Consider the following 20,498-nt stretch of genomic DNA (forward strand, 5'->3'; position numbering starts at 1 on the left):
GGTGCTGTCGGCAGGAAGCTGCTAAGGCAGGCCTGGAATCAGGCCTGCCGGGGGAGGAAGTTTTACTCGGTGACAGTAGGAATCTTGCGCGGCGCCATGAAGTACATCCAGGTCAGCGCGATGAAGTACATCGCCGGAATCATGGTGAACAGCACGGTGTAGTTGTTGTTGGTGATGGTCAGGATGTGGCCGACCAACTGGGTCATGAACATCCCGCCGATCGCCGCGCACATCCCGCCGAAGCCGAACACCGTACTCATCATGTGCTTGGGCGTGTAGTCCATCACCAGGCTCCAGATGTTCGCGGTCCAGGCCTGGTGCGCGCCGATGGCCAGGGAGATGGCGAACACCGCGAGCCACAGGCTGCTCGAGCCGGCGGCCATGACCACACCAATGATGCAGCAGGCGAACAGGAACATGGACATCAGTCGCGCCTTGATCGGGTTGATCCCGCGACCGATCAGGAACGAAGACAGAATCCCGCCGCCGACACTGCCGAAGTCAGCCGTGAGGTAGATGATGATCAGCGGGATACCCATCTGGGTCACGTTGATCCCCAGGTTGTATTGCTGATTGAGGAACGGCGGCAGCCAGTACAAGTAGAACCAGAACACCGGCGCGGTGATCGAGTAGGCGAGGGCGAAGGCCCAGGTGCCACGCATGCGCAGGATTCTCGAGAACGGTACGCGGGATTGTTCCGGTTCGACTTCCTTCTGGATGTAGTCCAGTTCCGATTGTTTGACGCTCGGGTGATCTTCCGGGTTGAAGTACTTCAGACCCCAGAACAGCAACCAGATGCCGCCCAGCGCCGCCATGCACAGGAACGCGGCTTGCCAGCCCCAGGCGTGAAGGATCAGCGGCAGCAGCATCGGTGTGAACATCGCACCGACGTTGGTCCCGGCGTTGAAGATACCGGTGGCCACGGCGCGTTCGCCAGCGGGGAACCACAACCGCGTGGTTTTCACACAGGCCGGGTAGTTGGCGGCTTCGGTCAGGCCGAGAATGAACCGGCAGACCATGAAACCCACCGCCGAAGTGGCCAGGCCATGAGCGCCGGTGGCCAGGCTCCAGAGCAGTACCGCGAAGAAGAACACGCGCTTCACGCCGACCCGGTCGATCAACCGGCCTTGCAGCACGAAACCGACGGCGTAGCCGACCTGAAACCAGAAGTTGATGTTGGCGTAGTCCATCGCCGTCCAGCTCATTTCCTTGGCCAGAATCGGTTGCATCACGCCCAGGGCGGCGCGATCGATGTAGTTGAGGGTGGTGGCGAAAAACACCAGCGCCAGCATTCCCCAACGGGTTTTGCCGACGGCCATGGCGCCGCGGATTTTGTCGCCGATGCCGCCAGTGGCGACGCTTTGGGCCGAAGCCACGCGAGAGCTTTGAGAAGGAAACATGTGTGTGCCATCCGTTCAATGACTGACAAGCGAGGCTTGTCGGGACTTCAAGGGCGCGTGATCAATCAGCGGGCCAAAGGCGCGGGTGTGATTGATCGGCTGAGGTGTTTTCGTCAGGTGACGACAACGTTTTATTCAGCGAGCGGCACGGTTCGGCCGAGGGGGCGCAAGGTTCGGATGGACGCCAGGCCAGGCGTGAGATCGGTGGAGCAAGCAAACGAGGCGTTGAATGAGCGCATGAGCGTGTACCCGTTTTTTGAAATTGTTATGTGGTGTTCAGGGTCTTTGGTAACCGAGTCCATGGGTTCATGACCGGACTCAATGTGGTGTCGATGGTGCGCAGTGGACGAAAAATCGTCAATTCGCCAACCGCCATTTTGTTCGATAATCGCCCGCAAAACTAACTGGGTAGTACACTTTGAATTGCTGTGCGGATTCGTCAAGCCAATAATTTACCCAACAAGAATGTCCCCACCACCGGGAGTCGCCACATGCAGCGTTCCATTGCCACCGTTTCCTTGAGCGGTACCCTGCCGGAAAAACTCGAAGCCATCGCCGCCGCCGGTTTTGACGGGGTAGAAATTTTCGAGAACGACCTTCTCTACTATGACGGCAGTCCGCGGGAAATCAGACAGATGTGCGCCGATCTCGGGATCGCCATCACGCTGTTCCAACCCTTTCGGGATTTCGAAGGCTGCCGCCGCGATCGCCTGCCGCGCAATCTGGAGCGGGCCGAGCGCAAGTTCGATTTGATGCAGGAACTGGGCACCGATCTGGTGCTGGTATGCAGCAACGCCTCCGTCGACTCCATCGGCGATGAACAGATTCTGGTCGACGACTTGCGTCTGCTCGCCGAACGGGCCGGCGCTCGCGGCCTGCGGATTGGCTACGAAGCACTGGCCTGGGGCCGGCACGTGAACACCTGGCAGCAGGTGTGGAACATTGTTCGCCAGGCCGACCATCCGAGCCTCGGCGTGTTGCTGGACAGTTTTCATACACTGTCGCTCAAAGGCGACCCGAGCGCCATTGCCGACATTCCCGGCGACAAGATCTTCTTCGTACAAATGGCCGATGCGCCGATCCTGGCCATGGACGTGTTGGAGTGGAGCCGGCATTTCCGCTGTTTCCCAGGTCAAGGCGAATTCGATCTGCCGGGGTTCCTCGCGCCGATCATCAAGAGTGGCTACACCGGCCCGCTGTCGCTGGAGATCTTCAACGACGGCTTCCGCGCCGCGCCGCCACGGGCCAATGCCGCCGACGGTTTGCGCTCGTTGCTGTACCTGGAAGAGAAGACCCGTCAGCGTCTGGAGCAGGAGGCCACGCCTGCGGCCAACCTCGACATTCTGTTCGACACACCAGGCGCCAGCGAATACAACGGCATCGAGTTTCTGGAATTCGCGGTGGACGAAAGCCTCGGCGCCAAGCTGTCCCATTGGCTGGAGCGGCTGGGTTTCGTCAAGGCCGGGCAGCACCGTTCCAAGAGCGTCAGCCTGTTGCGTCAGGGCGATATCAACCTGATCCTCAACTCCGAACCTTATTCCTTCGCCCACAGTTTTTTCGAGGCTCACGGGCCGTCGTTGTGCGCCACTGCCGTGCGGGTCAAGGACAGCAACAGTGCGCAGGCCCGCGCCGTGGCTTATAAAGGCCAGCCCTATCGCGGGCTCGTGGGTCCCAATGAGCTGGAACTGGCAGCGGTGCGTGCGCCGGATGGCAGTCTGATTTACCTGGTGGACCAGAACGCCGACGTCTACGGCACCGACTTCAATCTGCAACCGACGGCCGTGGCCAGCGGCGGCCTCAAGCGCATCGACCACATGGCCATGGCGTTGCCCGCCGACAGCCTCGACAGTTGGGTCCTGTTCTATAAAAGCCTGCTGGATTTCGAAGCCGACGATGAAGTGGTGCTGCCCGACCCCTATGGTCTGGTGAAGAGCCGCGCCTTGCGCAGTCGTTGCAGTTCGATCCGTCTGCCGCTGAACATTTCCGAGAACCGCAACACTGCCATCTCACACGCACTGTCGAGTTATCGCGGTTCCGGCGTGCATCACATCGCTTTCGATTGCGATGACATCTTTGCCGAAGTCAGCCGCGCCAAGGAGGCGGGGGTGCCGCTGCTGGATATCCCGCTCAACTACTATGACGACCTCGCCGCCCGGTTCGATTTCGACGATGAGTTCCTCAGCGAGCTGGCGTATTACAACGTGCTCTACGACCGCGATGCCCAAGGTGGCGAGCTGTTTCACGTGTACACCGAACCGTTCGAAGGGCGGTTCTTCTTTGAGATCATCCAGCGCAAAAACGGCTATGCGGGTTACGGCGCGGCCAACGTGGCAGTGCGATTGGCGGCCATGGCCAAATCCCGAAGTGGTGGCGTACGTCAGGCAAAGTTGTAGGAAAATCGTAAACACGGGTACAAAACCGCTGCCGCACGGCTTCCTTCACTGTGCGCAGCGGCCCATAATCGCCCACTTGTGCAGTGATGGCCGTGAGCCCGCAATGACAATAATTCCAGAACTATCCGTAGCGCCCGAAAAGCCAATGGCCGAGCCTCGCAAGAGTCGCAAGAACAACCCGGAAAAAACCCGCGAGAACATCCTTCAAGAGGCCATTGTCGAGTTCGTCCAGCAGGGGCTTTCCGGTGCGCGCGTCGATGCGATCGCCGAGCGCATCCATACCTCAAAACGCATGATCTATTACTACTTCGGCAGTAAGGAACAGCTCTACGTCGAGGTGCTGGAAAAACTCTACGGGGATATCCGCAGCACCGAAAGTCGCTTGCACCTGGCCGAACTGGCGCCAGTGGAGGCGATTCGGCGGTTGGTGGAGTTCACCTTCGATCACCATGATCGCAACGTCGATTTCGTACGTATCGTCTGCATCGAGAATATTCACAACGCCGAGTACGTGAAGCGCTCCGATGCGATCAAGGCGATGAACAACACCATCCTCGATTCACTGGGCGAGATTCTGCGTCGCGGGGCCGAAGAGGGTGTATTCCGCGGCGGCCTTGATCCGCTGGATGTGCATTTGCTGATCAGTTCTTTCTGCTTTTATCGCGTGTCGAACCGTCATACCTTCGGTGAGATCTTTCAGATCGACTTGCCGGACGAAAGCATCAAGCAGCGTCATCGGGAGATGATTTGCGAGTCGGTTTTGCGCTATCTGCAGGCCTGACGCCTTCGCGGGCAAGTCGGCGATCCGACTTGCCCGCGAAGCTTTTCAACCATTCATGCTCTGAAAATGTGCCAGCATCCGCTGGGCATCCGGCACCACGCCGCTGAACAATTCAAACGCCTTTACCGCCTGAAACACTGCCATGTTGCCGCCATCCAGGGTTCGGCAACCCAGCGCGCGAGCGTGGCGCAGCAGTTCGGTTTCCAGCGGGAAGTAAACGATCTCCGCCACCCACAACTGTGCCCGAAGCAGCTCCACCGGCACCGGCATGCCCGGCAGTTTTTTCATGCCCATGGGCGTGGTATTTACCAGCCCGTCAGCCTGGCCCAGCGTGCCTGGCAAGTCATGACCGGCCACGGCGCGGCCAGCACCGAAATGCTGATTGAGGTTGTTCGCCAGCGACTGAGCCCGGCTGTGATCCACATCGAAAATACTCAGCAGTTGTACGCCTTCGCTCAATAGTGCGTGGGCCACCGCCGCGCCTGCGCCACCGGCGCCCATTTGCACCACACGCTCACGGGCAACGTCCTTCAGGCCGCGACGAAACCCTTCGGCAAAACCCAGGCAATCGGTGTTGTGGCCGATGCGTTTACCGTCCTTCAGCACCACCGTGTTCACTGCGCCAATGCCGCGGGCTTCCGGCGACAACTCGTCGAGCAACGGGATAATCGTTTGCTTGCACGGGAAGGTGATGTTCAGCCCGGTGAAATTCATCCGCTCGGCGGCCATCAGCAGGTCGGGCAGGGCGCCGCTGTCGAGTTTCAACTGATCCAGATCGATCAACCGATACAGGTAGCGCAAACCCTGCGCATCGCCTTCGTGCTCGTGCAGCGCCGGGGTGCGGGAAGCCTGAATGCCGGCGCCGATCAGCCCGGCCAGTACCACGGTGTTCTGTGTCATGACGCTTAACCTTTCAAACGTTGGCTGAAATGCTCCAGCGCCAAACGATAGCCGTGGCTGCCGAAACCGCACATCACCGCCGTGGCGATGGACGAGACAAAAGAGTGATGCCGGAAAGGTTCGCGGGCATGGACGTTGGACAGGTGCACTTCGATCACCGGCAGTTCGCTGGCGACCAGGGCATCGCGAATGGCGACCGAGGTGTGAGTCCAGGCGGCAGGGTTGATGATGATCCCGGCGCAGCGGCCACGGGCGGCGTGAATCCAGTCGAGCAGTTCGCCTTCATGGTTGGTCTGGCGAAACTCGACCTTCAGGCCGAACTCTTCGGCGGCGCGACCGCACAGCGCTGAAATATCCGCCAGGGTTTCGTGGCCATAAGTCGCCGGTTCGCGGGTGCCAAGCAGGTTCAGGTTCGGGCCGTTGAGCACCAGAACGATAGGGGACATCGGGTCTCTCCACTTATTATTTTTGGCATTGGCCGAGGGTCTCAGCCTGTGGAGATAAATTGTACTAACTGGTTAATAACGTCAATTAAAGAGGCGTCTGCCTCGGATTATTTGTGCGGTGATCGGACATTCAGCGCGGCAGACGCTCAACCAGAAAATCGATAAACGCCCTTAGCCGCAACGGCACATGGCGGCTTTGCGGATACAGCAAAGTGAAGGGGCGGGAGCGTCCGCCATAGGGCTTGAGCACTTCCACCAGCGAGCCGTCGGCCAGTTCGTTTTCGACGATGAAGCGATAGGTTTGAAACAACCCGGCGCCGTGTTTCGCCAGCGTCACCCCGCCCAATACGTCATCGGAACAGCAGTAATTACCCTCGGCCAGAATCTCCAGCGGGACGCCATTGTCGTTGAACAGCCAGGCAATCCGCCGTCCGCTGCTGGGCAGCTCGAACTGGATGCATTCGTGGCGCGTCAGGTCATCCAGGGTCTGCGGGGTGCCGGCACGCTTCAGGTAATCAGGGCTGGCAATCATCACCAGCGCCGCGTCCTCCAACGGCCGGGCAATCAGCCCGGAGTCGGGAATGGCCCGCACACGGATTGCCATGTCATAGCCTTCGCCGACGAAATCGATGTTGCGATTGCTGATGTGCGTCTCGACTTTCACGGCGGGAAAGCGCGCCCGAAACGCAGGCAGCAAAGGCAGGATTCGATGATGGGCATAGGTCGTCGGAATGCTGATGCGCAAGGTGCCGGAAGGTGCTTGCTGCTGCCCCATGACTTCGCGCTGGGCCTCGACCAGTTGTGCGAGAGCCTCTTGACACTCCTCGAAATAACGCCGGCCACTGTCGGTCAGCTTGACGCTGCGAGTGGTACGCGCAAACAGCCGCACACCCAAACGTTCTTCCATGCGCGACACCGAGCGGCTGACGGCGGCCGGGGTCACGCCCGCCACCAAAGCCGCGGCGGTAAAACTGCCGGCTTCGGCGGCCAGGCAAAACAGTTCGATGCTGCCCAGCTGAAGGTCGTCGAAATGTCGCTGCATGATTGATTACACCGGGAATCAAATGAAGGGCCTGAGTCGGTATTTATCAAATAAGGGCGCACAAATACAGGGCGTTGCAATCGCCCACAAAAAAGCCGTCCCGGGGACGGCTGATTTGTGTGGAGTCTGCAATCAACGACGGGTCAGCAACACGCCGGATTCCATGTGATGGGTCCACGGAAACTGGTCGAACATTGCGCATTGAGTGATGCGGTGGGTGTCGTGCAGTTGGGCGATGTTGGCCGCGAGGGTTTGCGGGTTGCAGGAAATGTAGAGGATGTTGTCGAAGCGCCGGGTCAATTCGCACGTGTCCGGGTCCATGCCGGCGCGGGGTGGATCGACGAACACGCTACCGAATTCGTAGCTCTTGAGGTCGATGCCATGCAAGCGACGGAACGGGCGAACCTCATTCAGGGCTTCGGTCAGCTCTTCGGCGGACAAACGCACCAGCGTGACGTTATCCACCGCGTTTTCGCTCAGGTTGCTGAGCGCCGCGTTGACCGAGGTCTTGCTGATTTCAGTGGCCAGCACTTTGCGCACACGGGTAGCCAGTGGCAGGGTGAAGTTGCCGTTGCCGCAATACAGCTCCAGCAAATCGTCGGAACGATCGCCGAGGGCGTCATACGCCCAGTTGAGCATCTTCTGGTTCACCGTGCCGTTGGGCTGGGTGAACGCACCTTCCGGCTGCCGATAGCTGAAGGTGCGGCCGCCGACTTCAAGTTTCTCGACCACGTAATCGTGGCCGATCACTTCGCGCTTGCCCTTGGAGCGGCCGATGATGCTGACATTCAGCTCGGCAGCCAGTTTCGACGCCGCCACGTGCCAGTGCTCGTCCAGCGGACGGTGATAACACAGGGTGATCATCGCATCGCCGGCCAGGGTGGTCAGAAACTCCACCTGAAACAGCTTATGACTCAGCGGTGCGCTCGCCTGCCATGCGGCCTTGAGCTGCGGCATCAGCTGGTTGATGCGCAGGCTGGCGATCGGGAACTCTTCGATCAGGATTGGCGTGCGTTTGTCTTCCTGGGAAAACATCGCGTAATGGCGCTCGCCGGCTTCACGCCACAAGCGGAATTCGGCACGCAGGCGGAAGTTTTTCAGCGGCGAATCAAACACCACAGGTTCGGGCGCATCGAACGGGGCCAGCAGGTCACGCAGGCGCGTGACCTTTTCTTCGAGCTGAACGGCGTAGGCCTGGGAATCAAAAGTCATGCGTTGAACCAACCTAACTTGATCACGAACAGAATCGACAGAATCACCAGCGCCGAATTCAGTTCACGGCCGCGACCGGACAACAACTTGGTGGCGGTCCAGGCGATGAAACCGAAGGCGATGCCATTGGCGATGGAATAAGTGAACGGCATGGCCAGGGCGGTGACCACGACCGGTGCGGCGACGGTGATGTCGTCCCAGTCTATTTCCGCCAGGCCGGATGTCATCAGTACGGCGACGAACAGCAATGCAGGCGCCGTGGCGAAGGCCGGAACGCTGGCCGCCAATGGCGAGAAGAACAGCGCCAGCAGGAACAGAATCGCCACCACGATGGCGGTCAGGCCGGTGCGGCCACCGGCACTCACGCCGGCTGCGGATTCGATGTAACTGGTGGTGGTCGAGGTGCCCAGCAGCGAACCGGCCATGGCCGCGGTGCTGTCGGCGATCAGGGCGCGGCCCATTTTCGGCATGTGGCCGTCCTTGCCCATCAGGCCGGCACGCTTGGCGACGCCGATCAGGGTGCCGGAGTTGTCGAACAGGTCGACGAACAGGAAGGCGAAGATCACGCTGACCAGACCGATGTCCAGCGCGCCCATGATGTCCAGTTGCAGGAAGGTTGGTGCCAGGGACGGCGGCATCGACATCACGCCGCCGAACGGGGTGAAGCCCAACAGGATGGAGACGATGGTCACCGACAGAATGCCGATCAGTACCGCTCCACGGATTTTCAGGGCCTCCAGGGCGACGATCAGGGCAAAGCCCAGGGTCGCGAGGATCGGTGCCGGTTGCTTCAGGTCGCCGAGGCCGACCATGGTCGCCGGGTTGCTGACCACGATGCCGGCGTTGTGCAGGGCGATCAGGGCCAGGAACAGGCCGATACCGGCGGCAATCGCCGAGCGCAGCGCCAGCGGGATGCTGTTGATGATCCATTCACGGATGCGGAAGATCGACAGCAGGAAAAACATCACCGCCGAGAGGAACACCGCCCCCAGCGCCACTTGCCAGGTGTGGCCCATGTGCAGGACCACGGTGTAGGTGAAGAAGGCGTTCAAGCCCATGCCCGGCGCGAGGGCGATCGGGTAGTTGGCGATCAGGCCCATGGTCGTCGAGCCAATGGCGGCTGCCAGACAGGTGGCGACAAACACCGCGCCCTTGTCCATGCCGGTCTCGCCGAGGATGCTCGGGTTGACGAACAGAATATAGGCCATGGCCAAAAAGGTCGTGACGCCCGCCAGAATCTCGGTCCGCACGTTGGTGTTGTGTGCCTTGAGTTGAAACAGCCTTTCCAGCATGTCTGCTCCCCGTGGCGCGCCCGGCGCCGTGAATGTATCGACCTCAACAGCAAAGCACAGACCACCGTAGGCGCCTGGGAATTTTCTGTGGGTCGGAAAAAGCCGCGCATCATACCAGCAGCGTGGGGCTATGGCTGCTTATGGCTGCGATCGTCGTCGATGTTTTGCCAAAAAGGGAACTGGGCCATACTGCGCGCTGCTTTTTTGGGGGCAGGCGAGGTGAATATGAAGTACATGAACAGGCGTGTGGTTGCCGCATTCGCAATAGGGGGCGCGTTGCTCTTCGGCGCACAAACCGTCTCGGCAGCGACGGCGCCACCGTTGAGTCAGGTCAAGGTGCTCAAGGTCGAGTCACCCAGCTGTGGCTTTGAAGATATTGCGGACAAGCAGGAGCAGACCCGTTGCGATCATAAGGGGCCGAACATCAAGGTTTACGTGCTGGAAGTCGGTTATGGTCGTGAGGCCCATGTCGCGCTGGACGGTTTCGAAGTGGATGGCACCCGGACCAAGGTCTGCGCCTTCGATAATGGCAACCTGACCGATTGCTCTGAACGGAGCAAAGTGGTCGGCTACTTGTACATCTTCGATCTGAAGGGCAAGCAGGACGGCATCTTCACGTTCAGCAACACCTCGATCAACGCGCCGGGCAATACGATGTCGACGCAGCTTTACATCAAGTAACGGCTGGGCTCGAACAAGGGTCAGGAAAGCTGACTACGCTTTAAGGATCATCCTGTGGACCGCGCCCATGACCTTTAGAGCCCTGATTACCCTCGCCGAGGGCATCGACGATCTGCAAACCGTGACCCTGATCGATGTATTGCGCCGCGCCAAGGTTGAAGTGGTGGTGGCCAGCATCGAGTCGCGACGCATGCTCACCTGCGCCCGCGGCACCCGCCTGACCGCCGATGCGATGTTGGTGGATTTGCTGGCCCAGCCCTTCGACCTGATCGTTCTGCCCGGCGGCGCCGTGGGGGCGCAGCATCTGGCAGCCCACCAACCCCTGCAACAATTGATCAAGGACCAGGTCGCCGCCGGGCGCCTGTTCGCCGGTATCGCCGAGTCTCCGGCGCTGGCGCTGCAAACTTTTGGCGTGCTGCGTCAGCGGCGCATGACCTGCCTGCCCACCGTCAGCCATCAACTGTCGGGCTGTAACTTCATCGATCAACCGGTGGTGGTCGATGGCAATTGCATCACCGCTCAGGGTTCAGGCGCCGCGTTGGAGTTTGCGCTGGCGCTGGTGGAGCACCTCTGTGGCAAAGCCACGCGGTCGACGGTGGCGGGGGAGTTGCTGGTTTAAAGTGCCCTGGACAACACGTCAGGCCCTGACCTCTTCCACCGGCACATGCATGCGGTCGCGGCTGGCCAGAGTCGGGAACAGTTTGACCCAGACCCCGGTCACCAGCAGCGTGCCGATACCGCCCATCACCACGGCCGGCACGGTGCCGAACCAGTGGGCCGTCAGGCCGGATTCGAATTCGCCGAGCTGATTCGAAGCGCCGATGAACAAGCCATTCACTGCACTGACCCGACCGCGCATCTCGTCGGGGGTTTCCAGCTGCACGAACGAGGCGCGGATCACCATGCTGATCATGTCCGCCGCGCCCAATACCACCAGTACGGCGAGGGAGAACCAGAACGAAGTCGACAGGCCGAACGCGATGGTCGCCACGCCGAATACGCCCACGGCCGTGAACATCACCCGCCCGACGTTGCGCTCCACGGCAAATCGCGCCAGAAACAGCGACATCAGCAGTGCACCCACCGCCGGGGCCGAACGCAACAGGCCCAGGCCCCAAGGGCCGGTCAGCAGAATATCTTTGGCGAACACCGGCAGCAGCGCGGTCGCGCCACCCAGCAAAACGGCAAACAGATCCAGGGAAATCGCCCCGAGAATGTCCGGGCGGCTGCGAATGAAGCGAATGCCGGCCAGCAGCGAATCCAGGGTGGCCTTGCCCTTGTTCAGCGGCGTCTGCCGGGCCGGTAGGTTGAGCATCAGCGCACAGGCGATGAGGTAGAGGATGACTGTCGGACCGTACACCCAGACGCTGCCGAAGGCATAAAGCAAACCGCCGAGGGCCGGGGCGACGATGGTGGCCGACTGTTGCGCGGATTGCGCGGCGGCCACCGCGCGGGGGAACAGTGCGCTGGGCACGATGCTCGGCAGCAAGGCCTGGGTGGTCGGCATTTCGAAGGAGCGGGCGCCGCCGAGCAGGAAGGCGAGGATGAAGATCATCTCTCGGGTGACATGGTTGGTTGCGCTGCCGATGGCCAGCGACAGGGCGATCAGCGCTTGCAGGGACTGACAGATTGCCGCGACTTTGCGCCGATCGTAGCGGTCCGCGACATGCCCGGTGTGCAGCATGAACAATACCCGCGGAGCAAATTCCACCAGACCCAGGTCGAGCACGTTGCCGGTCAGCTGATACAGATTCCAGCCGATGGCCACGGTCAGCATTTGAAAGCCGCTGGCGGTAAATACCCGAGCCAGCCAGAACGCGATAAACGGACGGTGATGACGTAACAGCAGGGGCGCTTGGCTGGGCATCTGAAGGCAGGTCTTGAGCGAGGGGAAGGGCGAGATTATCACCAACCTGTAACCAGAAGTTGCGAGCGCAAAAAAATAGTTAGCTAGACACTGATCTTCAGTCATGACCCCTCTGGCAGGGTGTGAGGCAACCTGTCACGCGGCAATAGACCACACCGTCCATCGGCAAAAATGCGACTACTCTTTCAACGTTGCTTGATCCAGATCAAGACCCCTCGTGGAATTGATCCGGCGGCCAGATGGCCAGATTCCCTACGTTGTGATGATGGTAGAAAAAGAACGAATTCAATTCGCCACACTCCATTTTCGTGGGGGCAGTGGGTGTAGGCCGCAAGCCTTCAGCCGGTATTACCTGACAGAGGAAAACTTATGTTCGGTTTGGAGGCACTTGATCTCGCCCGGATTCAGTTCGCGTTCACCATTTCGTTCCACATCCTGTTCCCGGCCATCACCATTGGCCTGGCGAGTTACCTGGCGGTACTCGAAGGCTTGTGGCTCAAGACGCACAACGATACTTACCGCGATCTGTACCATTTCTGGTCGAAGATCTTTGCCGTCAACTTCGGCATGGGCGTGGTGTCCGGTTTGGTCATGGCCTATCAGTTCGGCACCAACTGGAGCCGTTTCTCCGATTTCGCCGGTTCCGTGACCGGGCCATTGCTGACTTATGAAGTGCTCACCGCGTTCTTCCTCGAAGCCGGTTTCCTCGGTGTCATGTTGTTCGGCTGGAACAGGGTTGGGCGCAACCTGCACTTCTTCGCTACGGTCATGGTCGCCATCGGCACCTTGATCTCGACCTTCTGGATTCTGGCTTCCAACAGCTGGATGCAGACCCCGCAGGGTTACGAAATCGTCAACGGACAAGTCATTCCGGTGGACTGGCTGGCAGTGATTTTCAACCCGTCGTTCCCCTACCGCCTGATGCACATGGCCACGGCGGCGTTCGTGGCTACCGCCTTCTTCGTCGGCTCCTCGGCGGCCTGGCACTTGCTGCGCGGCAAGGACAACCCGGCGATCCGCACCATGCTCTCGATGGCCATGTGGATGGCCTTGATCGTGGCGCCAATTCAGGCCGTCATCGGTGACTTCCACGGCCTCAATACCCTCAAGCACCAGCCGGCGAAAATCGCCGCGATTGAAGGTCACTGGGAAAACCACGGGGATGAACCGACCCCGTTGATCCTGTTCGGCTGGCCGGACATGAAAGCCGAGAAAACGAAATTCGCCGTCGAGGTTCCCTATCTGGGCAGCCTGATCCTGACCCACACCCTGGACAAGCAAGTACCGGCGCTCAAGGAGTTTCCGCCTGAAGACCGGCCGAATTCGAGCATCGTCTTCTGGTCGTTCCGGGTCATGGTGGGGCTGGGCATGCTGATGATCTTCACCGGTTTGTGGAGCCTGTGGCTGCGCAAGCGCGACACGCTGTACACCTCGCGTCCGTTTCTGTACCTGGCGCTGTGGATGGGGCCGTCCGGCCTGATCGCGATCCTCGCCGGCTGGTTCACCACTGAAATCGGCCGTCAGCCGTGGGTGGTCTATGGCTTGATGCGCACGGCGGATGCGTCCTCCGGGCACAGCTTCATGCAAATGAGCATCACGTTGATCATGTTCGTTGTGGTGTATTTCGCGCTGTTCGGTGCCGGTCTTGGCTACATGATGCGCCTGGTGCGCAAAGGGCCGAAGATCGATGAAGGCAAGGAAACCAACGAAGGCGGTCCTGGCCAGAAACGCACGCCGGCCCGTCCGCTGTCCGCCGCCGACGACAACGGTGACGGCGATCACAACCACAGCCTGAACAAGGAGATTTGAGATGGGTATTGATCTTCCGCTGATCTGGGCCGTGATCATCATCTTTGGCATCATGATGTACGTGGTCATGGACGGCTTCGACCTGGGGATCGGGATTCTTTTTCCGTTCATCAAGGGCAAGAGCGACCGTGACGTCATGATGAACACCGTCGCCCCGGTCTGGGACGGCAACGAAACCTGGCTGGTACTGGGCGGTGCGGCCTTGTTCGGTGCCTTCCCACTGGCCTATTCGGTGGTGCTCTCGGCGTTGTACCTGCCGCTGATTTTCATGCTGATCGGGCTGATTTTCCGTGGCGTGGCCTTTGAGTTCCGCTTCAAGGCCAAGGACGCCAAGCGCCATCTCTGGGACAAGGCATTCATCGGTGGCTCGATCGCCGCCACCTTCTTCCAGGGCGTGGCATTGGGTGCGTTCATCGATGGGCTGCCGGTGGTCAATCGTCAGTTTGCCGGTGGCTCACTCGACTGGCTGACGCCGTTCACGATGTTCTGTGGCGCGGCGCTGGTGGTGGCTTATGCGTTGCTCGGTTGCACCTGGCTGATCATGAAGACCGAAGGCAAGCTGCAGGAACAGATGCATGACCTGGCGCGGCCATTGGCCTTCGTGTTGCTGGCGGTGATTGGCATCGTCAGCATCTGGACGCCATTGGCCCATGCCGAGATCGCCGCACGCTGGTTCACCCTGCCGAATCTGTTCTGGTTCCTGCCGGTGCCGATTCTGGTGCTGGTGACCCTGTACGGTCTGATTCGCGCGGTGGCCCGCAATGCGCACTACACGCCATTCCTGCTGACCCTGGTGCTGATCTTCCTCGGTTACAGCGGTCTGGGTATCAGCCTGTGGCCGAACATCGTGCCGCCGTCGATCTCGATCTGGGACGCTGCCGCACCGCCGCAAAGCCAGGGCTTCATGCTGGTGGGTACGCTGTTCATCATCCCGTTCATCCTGGGTTACACCTTCTGGAGCTACTACGTGTTCCGGGGCAAGGTCACCCACGAAGATGGTTACCACTAGCCCATACGACTACGGTGCAGAGGAGAACGCGATGATGGCTGGCAAACCTGATTTGCAGAAAATCGAAGCGGCCGAGAAAAAACCGCTCTGGCAGCGACTCGGCTGGCTGGCGATGATCTGGGCCGGCAGCGTCCTGGCCCTGTTCATCGTGGCCATGCTGATGCGCATGTTCATGAGTGCCGCCGGTTTGAGCACTCACTGAAATTCCCATCCCGTTGCCGTGTGGCACGGATTTATAACCCTCCTGCGATGGAGGGTTTTTTTTGCGCGTATTTATTTGCGTGCTTTGAGAATCACGAACTTGGGAGTGGACGCGACTTGCTCGACGCCGCGGAACAACCGCGCAAGCTTGCTGTGATAACCCAGATGACGGTTGCCGACGATGTACAGCGCGCCGCCCACCACCAACGCTTCGCGCGCCTGCTGGAACATCCGCCAGGCGAGGAAGTCGCCGACCACTTGCTGTTGGTGAAACGGTGGATTGCACAGCACCACGTCCAAAGATTGAGGTTCCTGCCCCGCCAAACCATCGCCGGCGCGCACGGTCACGTCACGATCACCCAACGCCGCGCGCCAGTTTTGCGCGGCCGATTGCACGGCCATGAACGACTCGTCCACCAGGGTGTAATGGGCCTCAGGGTTTTGCAGGGCACTGGCGATTGCAAGCACGCCATTGCCACACCCCAGGTCGGCGACCCGCGCTGCGCCGAGGTTCTTTGGCAAGTGCGGCAAAAAGGCCCGCGTGCCGATATCCAGCCCTTCGCGGCAGAACACATTGGCGTGATTGAGCAGTTCGATGGCAGGCGTGTCGAGTCGATAGCGGGTCGGGTAGGGCGAGACAGCGGGGGCTTTGGCTTCGGGGGTGGCGATCAGCAGTCGCGCCTTCTTTACGGCCAGCGAGGCTTGCACCGGGCCGATGTAACGCTCCAGCAGATCGCCCGCGGCGCGTGGCAGATGCTTGACCATCGCCGCCGCAATCACCTGAGCGCCGGGAGCCAATTGACCCTGCAGCCGGATCAGTTGCTCCTCCAGCAACGCCAGGGTTTTCGGTACCCGGATCAGTACCCGGTCAAACGGCCCGATGAATGCTTCGCTGGCAGGCACCTTCGGCACCGCATCGAACGCCTGGCCGTTGCGGATCAGGTTCTTTTCCAGCCCCTGAAAGGCCAGAAACGAATCGCCGCTGCTGGTCACCCGAACCTTGCCCACCAGGCTGGCGGCCAATGCGCCGAAGCTGTCATTGAGCACCAGCACTCGGGTATCGACCGCCGGTTGTTGTTCGGCCAGTTGATTGAGCAGGTATTCGTCTGCGGCATCGAACGCTTGCAGCGGTTCGTTCTGCTGTTCTGGCTGGCGGATCAGATCGAGTTGGGCGAAGGGGGTTTCGAGCAGAGGCATGAGGCGGGGGCTCTGGGTAATCAACGTAGGATAATCAACGAGTGGTCCGCCGCTCAGGGGCGTTGTTGCGGGCGCAACCATCTGAGCGGACGGCGTCGTGGAATTTCACACGGCATCACTCAGGATGGATCGCAGATGGTACGTTTTTTTGCTCTGAATTACTCGCAGGGATTGCCTGATTCGAACAGTTTCAGATAACGCCCGCTTTCGCTGCCTTGATCACCGCCGCAATCTTGTTGTTCACGCCGAGTTTACGAATCGCGCCCCGGATATGGAACTGCACCGTGCTTTCACTCAGGCTGAGGATTCTCGCGATTTCCCCTGCCGTCTTGCCGATGGATGAGTATTTCAACACCTCGATTTCTCGGAATGATAAATGCTCTGTGTCCGGCTTCGCGGGCGCAGGCAGGTCTTTCGCAACAAGCCCGTGCAGGTGGCGGGCAATGAACATCGTGTAGCCCAGATTTTTATACAGGTCGTACGCGGTTACCTCGCAGTGGCTTCGGGCCACGCTCAGCATGCTGCAGAGCCCGTTCTTGTCATGAACGGACAGGGACCAGCCATAACGCAAGCCCTGCTCTTGTTGGGCTTGCCACAGTGTCGGTGTCTTTGAGAAGACCTCTTTGGCCCAAAGAATCGGCCATTCGGATTGATTGCAATGGGCTCGTATTGGGTCGACCTCACTGAAATGCTCTTTTTCATATTCTTCGTTCCATTGGCAGGGATAATTATTCAGGTTGACCTTATGGCAATGTTTCCCTCTCGCTTGAGATGTTATTGAAAATGCACAGAAATTAAAGCCCAGGTTTTTAACGAAACTGAGAGACATTTCGTACGCGGTGTCTATTTTCTGAGCGTCAGAAAGCTGCGTTAACTGTGACTCCTTCCACACTTTCATCGGATAACTCCATGCGGACGTTTCTTGAGGTGGCGTTGATTGGATCCAAAATCTTGGCACGTCCGATAGTGTAGGAGAGCTCCTACATAAGTGCTGAATTTTTTTGCTCTTGAAAATGCCACTTAACTGAATAACTGGTTCTTAGCTCTGTTTTTATGCAGAGACAGAATCAATGCCCATGTATCTATTGTTGTTATTGTACCGTTTGCTCCTTTTGCGAAAGCCATTACAAATCACCGGTGTTTACGCCGCCTGCTTTGCGGGACACTGGCATCATCTGTTGAATGGAGCGACCCATGACTGCCAGTGCAGAAAAATTCACTCGCCAGACCCTGCTCGAGGTCCAGCCATTGACTCCAAACCTGTTTACCCTGCGGACCACCAGGGATCCGGGTTTTCGTTTTCGCGGGGGCCAATTCGCCCGGTTAGGCGTGACCAAGCCAGACGGCAGCACAGTATGGCGGGCCTATTCCATGGTCTCGTCACCCCACGACGAGTTCCTTGAATTCTTCTCTATTGTCGTGCCGGGAGGGGAGTTCACCAGTGAGCTGAGTCGGCTGGAAGTCGGCGATACGCTGCTGGTCGACCGGCAGGCCTTCGGTTATCTGACGCTGGATCGCTTCGTCGACGGCCGTGACCTTTGGTTGTTATCCACAGGCACGGGCCTGGCGCCGTTTCTGTCGATCCTTCAGGACTTTGAGGTCTGGGAAAAGTTCGAACGCATCATCCTGGTCTACAGCGTGCGCGAAGCGCGGGAGCTGGCGTACCAGAAGCTGATTGCGGGGCTGGCGCAGCGCGATTACCTGGCCGAGTACGCGCACAAGCTGCAGTTCATTGCCACCGTCACCCGCGAGCAGCATTCGGGGGCCTTGAATGGGCGAATCACCAGGCTTATAGAAAGTGGCGAGCTGGAACAGGCGGCCGGTGTGGCGCTAACGGCCGAGCATTCGCGGGTGATGCTCTGCGGTAATCCACAGATGATCGATGACACGCGCAAGTTACTGAAACAAAGGGACATGCACCTGAGCCTCAGTCGCCGACCCGGCCAAGTGGCAGTGGAAAACTACTGGTAAACAAACGGCGCCCGAAGGCGCCGGTTCTGTGGGTAATCAGCTATCAGGGCCGATTGTTCTGGGCCTTGAGCAGATCGCGGATCTCGCTCAGCAGCTCTTCTTCCTTGGTTGGAACCGGCGGCAGGGTTGGTGCGACGGCCTCTTCGCGTTTCAGACGGTTGATGGCCTTGACGCCCATGAAGATCGCGAAGGCGACGATGATGAAGTCGATCATGCTCTGGATGAACTTGCCGTACGCCAGCACCACAGCCGGGATGTCACCGTTGGCGGCCTTGAGCGTAATGGCCAGGTCGCTGAAGTCCACCCCACCGATCAACAAGCCAATGGGCGGCATCACCACATCGCCGACAAACGACGAAACGATTTTGCCGAAGGCGGCACCGATGATGATACCGACAGCCATGTCGACCACATTACCTTTGACCGCGAAGGCCTTGAACTCACTTATCACGCCCATAGGTTATTTCCTTGTTACAGATGAGGTTGGTGAACGCAGTGTAAATCAGCAAAACGTCCCTTGCTTGAAACGCCTTCTTACAATGCCCGTGTCTATCGACACATCTTCTGGTAATTAGTTTACAAAATGCCACCACTCGCGCGCGATTACCCGCTCTAGACCGGGCTTTCCAGAACCTTTTCGCTATCGCCCCGGTGCGGGATTTCTATTTATGTTTTGGCCTTCGGGTCACTAGCCTCTGTGGGGCGCACCAGGATGCGCCTTATAAAACCAGAGGAAACTTCCATGACAACTCCCCTTGGCCTCGGGGCTTTTCCCCTCCGTCGTACCTTCGGCGTTCTGACCGCCAGCTTGCTGTCCTTTTCCGTCAACGCTGCGACGTTGACCCGTGATAACGGCGCCGCCGTGGGCGACAACCAGAACTCGCAAACCGCCGGCGCGACCGGGCCGGTGCTGTTGCAAGACGTGCAACTGATCCAGAAACTCCAGCGTTTTGACCGCGAACGCATTCCCGAACGTGTGGTGCATGCCCGTGGCACGGGCGCACATGGCACCTTCACGGTGACCGATGACCTCAGTGACCTGACCAAGGCCAAGGTATTCGCCGGCGGCCAGAGCACACCGGTATTTGTGCGCTTTTCCGCGGTGGTCCATGGCAACCATTCGCCGGAAACCCTGCGTGATCCGCGGGGGTTCGCCACCAAGTTCTACACCGCAGATGGCAACTGGGACCTGGTCGGCAACAATTTTCCGACCTTTTTCATCCGTGACGCGATCAAGTTTCCAGACATGGTCCATGCCTTCAAGCCAGACCCGCGCACCAACCTTGACGACGACTCCCGTCGTTTCGATTTCTTCTCCCATGTTCCGGAAGCCACTCGCACCTTGACCGAGTTGTATTCCAACTCCGGCACGCCAGCCAGTTATCGGGAGATGGATGGCAACGGTGTACATGCCTACAAGTTGGTTAACGCCAAAGGCGATGTTCACTATGTGAAGTTTCACTGGAAAAGTTTGCAGGGAATAAAAAATCTCGACCCCAAAGAAGTTACCCATGTTCAAGGTCAAGACTACAGTCATATGACCAATGACTTGGTTACCCACATTAATAAGGGGGACTTTCCGAAGTGGGACTTGTACGTTCAGGTTATAAAACCGCAAGATTTGTCCAAGTTTGATTTCGATCCACTGGACGCGACCAAGATCTGGCCCGGTATACCTGAGCGAAAAGTTGGACAAATGGTGTTGAACCGTAATCCGGCGAATGTATTCCAGGAAACCGAACAAGTGGCCATGGCGCCAGCCAATCTGGTGCCCGGTATCGAACCTTCGGAAGATCGCTTATTGCAGGGGAGAGTGTTCTCGTATGCCGATACCCAACTGTATCGCCTGGGGGCTAACGCGCTGCAGTTGCCGATCAACGCACCCAAAATCGCCGTGAACAACGGTAACCAGGATGGCGCGATGAACCTCGGCGCCAGCAGCACGGGGGTGAATTACCAGCCGAGCCGTCTGCTATCCCGTGAAGAGCCGCAAACCGCGCGTTACAGCCAGGCGACCCTGTCGGGCAGCACGCAGCAGGCGAAGATTCAGCGTGAGCAGAACTTCAAGCAGGCCGGCGATCTGTATCGCTCGTTCAACCAGAAGGAACGTCAGGATCTGATCGACAGCTTCGGCGGCTCCCTGGCCACCACCGATGACGAGAGCAAGCACATCATCCTGTCCTTCCTCTACAAGGCCGACCCGGAATACGGGACCGGGGTGACCAAAGTAGCCAAGGGTGATCTGGCACGGGTCAAGGCGCAGGCGGCCAAACTGCTCGACTGATCCATCTGCCTGA

At 59.2% G+C, this 20,498-nt stretch carries 19 protein-coding genes; 9 read left to right on the plus strand and 10 right to left on the minus strand.

Annotated elements, in window-relative coordinates; all coding sequences use genetic code 11:
• Window positions 1-62: 62 nt before the first annotated feature.
• Window positions 63-1,400, minus strand: coding sequence for an MFS transporter (locus HCU66_RS00920; protein ID WP_205886597.1), 1,338 nt, complete (start codon window positions 1,398-1,400; stop codon window positions 63-65).
• A gap of 491 nt (window positions 1,401-1,891) precedes the next feature.
• Here HCU66_RS00920 and quiC point away from each other — a divergent pair, with 491 nt between their 5' ends.
• Complete coding sequence (gene quiC / locus HCU66_RS00925) at window positions 1,892-3,793, plus strand: 3-dehydroshikimate dehydratase QuiC (RefSeq protein ID WP_205886598.1); 1,902 nt, start codon at window positions 1,892-1,894, stop codon at window positions 3,791-3,793.
• A 103-nt stretch (window positions 3,794-3,896) separates the two neighbouring features.
• Window positions 3,897-4,574 (plus strand): TetR/AcrR family transcriptional regulator, encoded by a 678-nt coding sequence (locus tag HCU66_RS00930; protein ID WP_205886599.1) that lies wholly within the window; start codon window positions 3,897-3,899, stop codon window positions 4,572-4,574.
• A 45-nt stretch (window positions 4,575-4,619) separates the two neighbouring features.
• Here HCU66_RS00930 and HCU66_RS00935 read toward each other — a convergent pair whose 3' ends face one another.
• From HCU66_RS00935 to HCU66_RS00955, 5 genes are all read right to left on the minus strand, one after another.
• Complete coding sequence (locus tag HCU66_RS00935) at window positions 4,620-5,474, minus strand: shikimate dehydrogenase (protein ID WP_205886600.1); 855 nt, start codon at window positions 5,472-5,474, stop codon at window positions 4,620-4,622.
• A 5-nt stretch (window positions 5,475-5,479) separates the two neighbouring features.
• A complete protein-coding gene (gene aroQ, locus HCU66_RS00940; RefSeq protein ID WP_205886601.1) occupies window positions 5,480-5,920 on the minus strand; it encodes a type II 3-dehydroquinate dehydratase in 441 nt (146 codons plus the stop codon).
• A 130-nt stretch (window positions 5,921-6,050) separates the two neighbouring features.
• A complete protein-coding gene (locus tag HCU66_RS00945; protein WP_205886602.1) occupies window positions 6,051-6,962 on the minus strand; it encodes a LysR family transcriptional regulator in 912 nt (303 codons plus the stop codon).
• 132 nt (window positions 6,963-7,094) lie between these two features.
• A complete protein-coding gene (gene trmA / locus HCU66_RS00950; RefSeq protein ID WP_205886603.1) occupies window positions 7,095-8,174 on the minus strand; it encodes a tRNA (uridine(54)-C5)-methyltransferase TrmA in 1,080 nt (359 codons plus the stop codon).
• Entirely contained in the window at window positions 8,171-9,466 is a 1,296-nt protein-coding gene (locus tag HCU66_RS00955) for an NCS2 family permease (protein ID WP_205886604.1), read from the minus strand. Before HCU66_RS00955 ends, trmA begins: the two co-directional genes overlap by 4 nt.
• A 225-nt stretch (window positions 9,467-9,691) precedes the next feature.
• On the opposite strand from HCU66_RS00955, the gene HCU66_RS00960 reads away from it, so the two are divergent.
• Window positions 9,692-10,147 (plus strand): DUF4879 domain-containing protein, encoded by a 456-nt coding sequence (locus tag HCU66_RS00960; protein ID WP_205886605.1) that lies wholly within the window; start codon window positions 9,692-9,694, stop codon window positions 10,145-10,147.
• A 67-nt stretch (window positions 10,148-10,214) separates the two neighbouring features.
• A complete protein-coding gene (locus HCU66_RS00965; RefSeq protein ID WP_205886606.1) occupies window positions 10,215-10,766 on the plus strand; it encodes a DJ-1 family glyoxalase III in 552 nt (183 codons plus the stop codon).
• A gap of 18 nt (window positions 10,767-10,784) precedes the next feature.
• On the opposite strand, the gene HCU66_RS00970 is transcribed toward HCU66_RS00965, so the two are convergent.
• Window positions 10,785-12,014, minus strand: a complete 1,230-nt coding sequence (locus HCU66_RS00970) for an MFS transporter (protein WP_205886607.1) — start codon at window positions 12,012-12,014, stop codon at window positions 10,785-10,787.
• Window positions 12,015-12,383: 369 nt separating this feature from the next.
• Here HCU66_RS00970 and HCU66_RS00975 point away from each other — a divergent pair, with 369 nt between their 5' ends.
• The 3 genes from HCU66_RS00975 to HCU66_RS00985 are packed head-to-tail and all read left to right on the plus strand — an operon-like array spanning window position 12,384 to window position 15,034.
• A complete protein-coding gene (locus tag HCU66_RS00975; RefSeq protein WP_205886608.1) occupies window positions 12,384-13,823 on the plus strand; it encodes a cytochrome ubiquinol oxidase subunit I in 1,440 nt (479 codons plus the stop codon).
• Window position 13,824: 1 nt separating this feature from the next.
• On the plus strand, window positions 13,825-14,832 hold the full coding sequence (gene cydB / locus HCU66_RS00980) for a cytochrome d ubiquinol oxidase subunit II (RefSeq protein WP_205886609.1): 1,008 nt from the start codon (window positions 13,825-13,827) through the stop codon (window positions 14,830-14,832).
• Between the two features lie 34 nt (window positions 14,833-14,866).
• Window positions 14,867-15,034 (plus strand): DUF2474 domain-containing protein, encoded by a 168-nt coding sequence (locus HCU66_RS00985; protein WP_205886610.1) that lies wholly within the window; start codon window positions 14,867-14,869, stop codon window positions 15,032-15,034.
• Between the two features lie 71 nt (window positions 15,035-15,105).
• On the opposite strand, the gene HCU66_RS00990 is transcribed toward HCU66_RS00985, so the two are convergent.
• Complete coding sequence (locus HCU66_RS00990) at window positions 15,106-16,230, minus strand: methyltransferase (RefSeq protein WP_205886611.1); 1,125 nt, start codon at window positions 16,228-16,230, stop codon at window positions 15,106-15,108.
• A gap of 190 nt (window positions 16,231-16,420) precedes the next feature.
• On the minus strand, window positions 16,421-17,128 hold the full coding sequence (locus HCU66_RS00995) for an autoinducer binding domain-containing protein (RefSeq protein WP_205886612.1): 708 nt from the start codon (window positions 17,126-17,128) through the stop codon (window positions 16,421-16,423).
• A gap of 296 nt (window positions 17,129-17,424) precedes the next feature.
• On the opposite strand from HCU66_RS00995, the gene HCU66_RS01000 reads away from it, so the two are divergent.
• Complete coding sequence (locus HCU66_RS01000) at window positions 17,425-18,201, plus strand: ferredoxin--NADP reductase (RefSeq protein ID WP_205886613.1); 777 nt, start codon at window positions 17,425-17,427, stop codon at window positions 18,199-18,201.
• Between the two features lie 43 nt (window positions 18,202-18,244).
• On the opposite strand, the gene mscL is transcribed toward HCU66_RS01000, so the two are convergent.
• Window positions 18,245-18,658 (minus strand): large-conductance mechanosensitive channel protein MscL, encoded by a 414-nt coding sequence (gene mscL, locus HCU66_RS01005; protein WP_205886614.1) that lies wholly within the window; start codon window positions 18,656-18,658, stop codon window positions 18,245-18,247.
• Between the two features lie 285 nt (window positions 18,659-18,943).
• Here mscL and katB point away from each other — a divergent pair, with 285 nt between their 5' ends.
• Window positions 18,944-20,485 (plus strand): catalase KatB, encoded by a 1,542-nt coding sequence (gene katB / locus HCU66_RS01010; RefSeq protein WP_205886615.1) that lies wholly within the window; start codon window positions 18,944-18,946, stop codon window positions 20,483-20,485.
• Window positions 20,486-20,498: the final 13 nt, after the last annotated feature.

It is taken from the genome of Pseudomonas frederiksbergensis (assembly GCF_017114915.1).
GTDB classification, from domain to species: Bacteria; Pseudomonadota; Gammaproteobacteria; order Pseudomonadales; family Pseudomonadaceae; genus Aquipseudomonas; species Aquipseudomonas frederiksbergensis_I.

Bases quoted from the DNA above. Each gene is read 5' to 3' on its own strand.
- HCU66_RS00920 (WP_205886597.1), bottom strand. From the start codon at position 1,400: ATGTTTCCTTCTCAAAGCTCTCGCGTGGCTTCGGCCCAAAGCGTCGCC.
- quiC (WP_205886598.1), top strand. From the start codon at position 1,892: ATGCAGCGTTCCATTGCCACCGTTTCCTTGAGCGGTACCCTGCCGGAA.
- HCU66_RS00930 (WP_205886599.1), top strand. From the start codon at position 3,897: ATGACAATAATTCCAGAACTATCCGTAGCGCCCGAAAAGCCAATGGCC.
- HCU66_RS00935 (WP_205886600.1), bottom strand. From the start codon at position 5,474: ATGACACAGAACACCGTGGTACTGGCCGGGCTGATCGGCGCCGGCATT.
- aroQ (WP_205886601.1), bottom strand. From the start codon at position 5,920: ATGTCCCCTATCGTTCTGGTGCTCAACGGCCCGAACCTGAACCTGCTT.
- HCU66_RS00945 (WP_205886602.1), bottom strand. From the start codon at position 6,962: ATGCAGCGACATTTCGACGACCTTCAGCTGGGCAGCATCGAACTGTTT.
- trmA (WP_205886603.1), bottom strand. From the start codon at position 8,174: ATGACTTTTGATTCCCAGGCCTACGCCGTTCAGCTCGAAGAAAAGGTC.
- HCU66_RS00955 (WP_205886604.1), bottom strand. From the start codon at position 9,466: ATGCTGGAAAGGCTGTTTCAACTCAAGGCACACAACACCAACGTGCGG.
- HCU66_RS00960 (WP_205886605.1), top strand. From the start codon at position 9,692: ATGAAGTACATGAACAGGCGTGTGGTTGCCGCATTCGCAATAGGGGGC.
- HCU66_RS00965 (WP_205886606.1), top strand. From the start codon at position 10,215: ATGACCTTTAGAGCCCTGATTACCCTCGCCGAGGGCATCGACGATCTG.
- HCU66_RS00970 (WP_205886607.1), bottom strand. From the start codon at position 12,014: ATGCCCAGCCAAGCGCCCCTGCTGTTACGTCATCACCGTCCGTTTATC.
- HCU66_RS00975 (WP_205886608.1), top strand. From the start codon at position 12,384: ATGTTCGGTTTGGAGGCACTTGATCTCGCCCGGATTCAGTTCGCGTTC.
- cydB (WP_205886609.1), top strand. From the start codon at position 13,825: ATGGGTATTGATCTTCCGCTGATCTGGGCCGTGATCATCATCTTTGGC.
- HCU66_RS00985 (WP_205886610.1), top strand. From the start codon at position 14,867: ATGGCTGGCAAACCTGATTTGCAGAAAATCGAAGCGGCCGAGAAAAAA.
- HCU66_RS00990 (WP_205886611.1), bottom strand. From the start codon at position 16,230: ATGCCTCTGCTCGAAACCCCCTTCGCCCAACTCGATCTGATCCGCCAG.
- HCU66_RS00995 (WP_205886612.1), bottom strand. From the start codon at position 17,128: ATGAAAGTGTGGAAGGAGTCACAGTTAACGCAGCTTTCTGACGCTCAG.
- HCU66_RS01000 (WP_205886613.1), top strand. From the start codon at position 17,425: ATGACTGCCAGTGCAGAAAAATTCACTCGCCAGACCCTGCTCGAGGTC.
- mscL (WP_205886614.1), bottom strand. From the start codon at position 18,658: ATGGGCGTGATAAGTGAGTTCAAGGCCTTCGCGGTCAAAGGTAATGTG.
- katB (WP_205886615.1), top strand. From the start codon at position 18,944: ATGACAACTCCCCTTGGCCTCGGGGCTTTTCCCCTCCGTCGTACCTTC.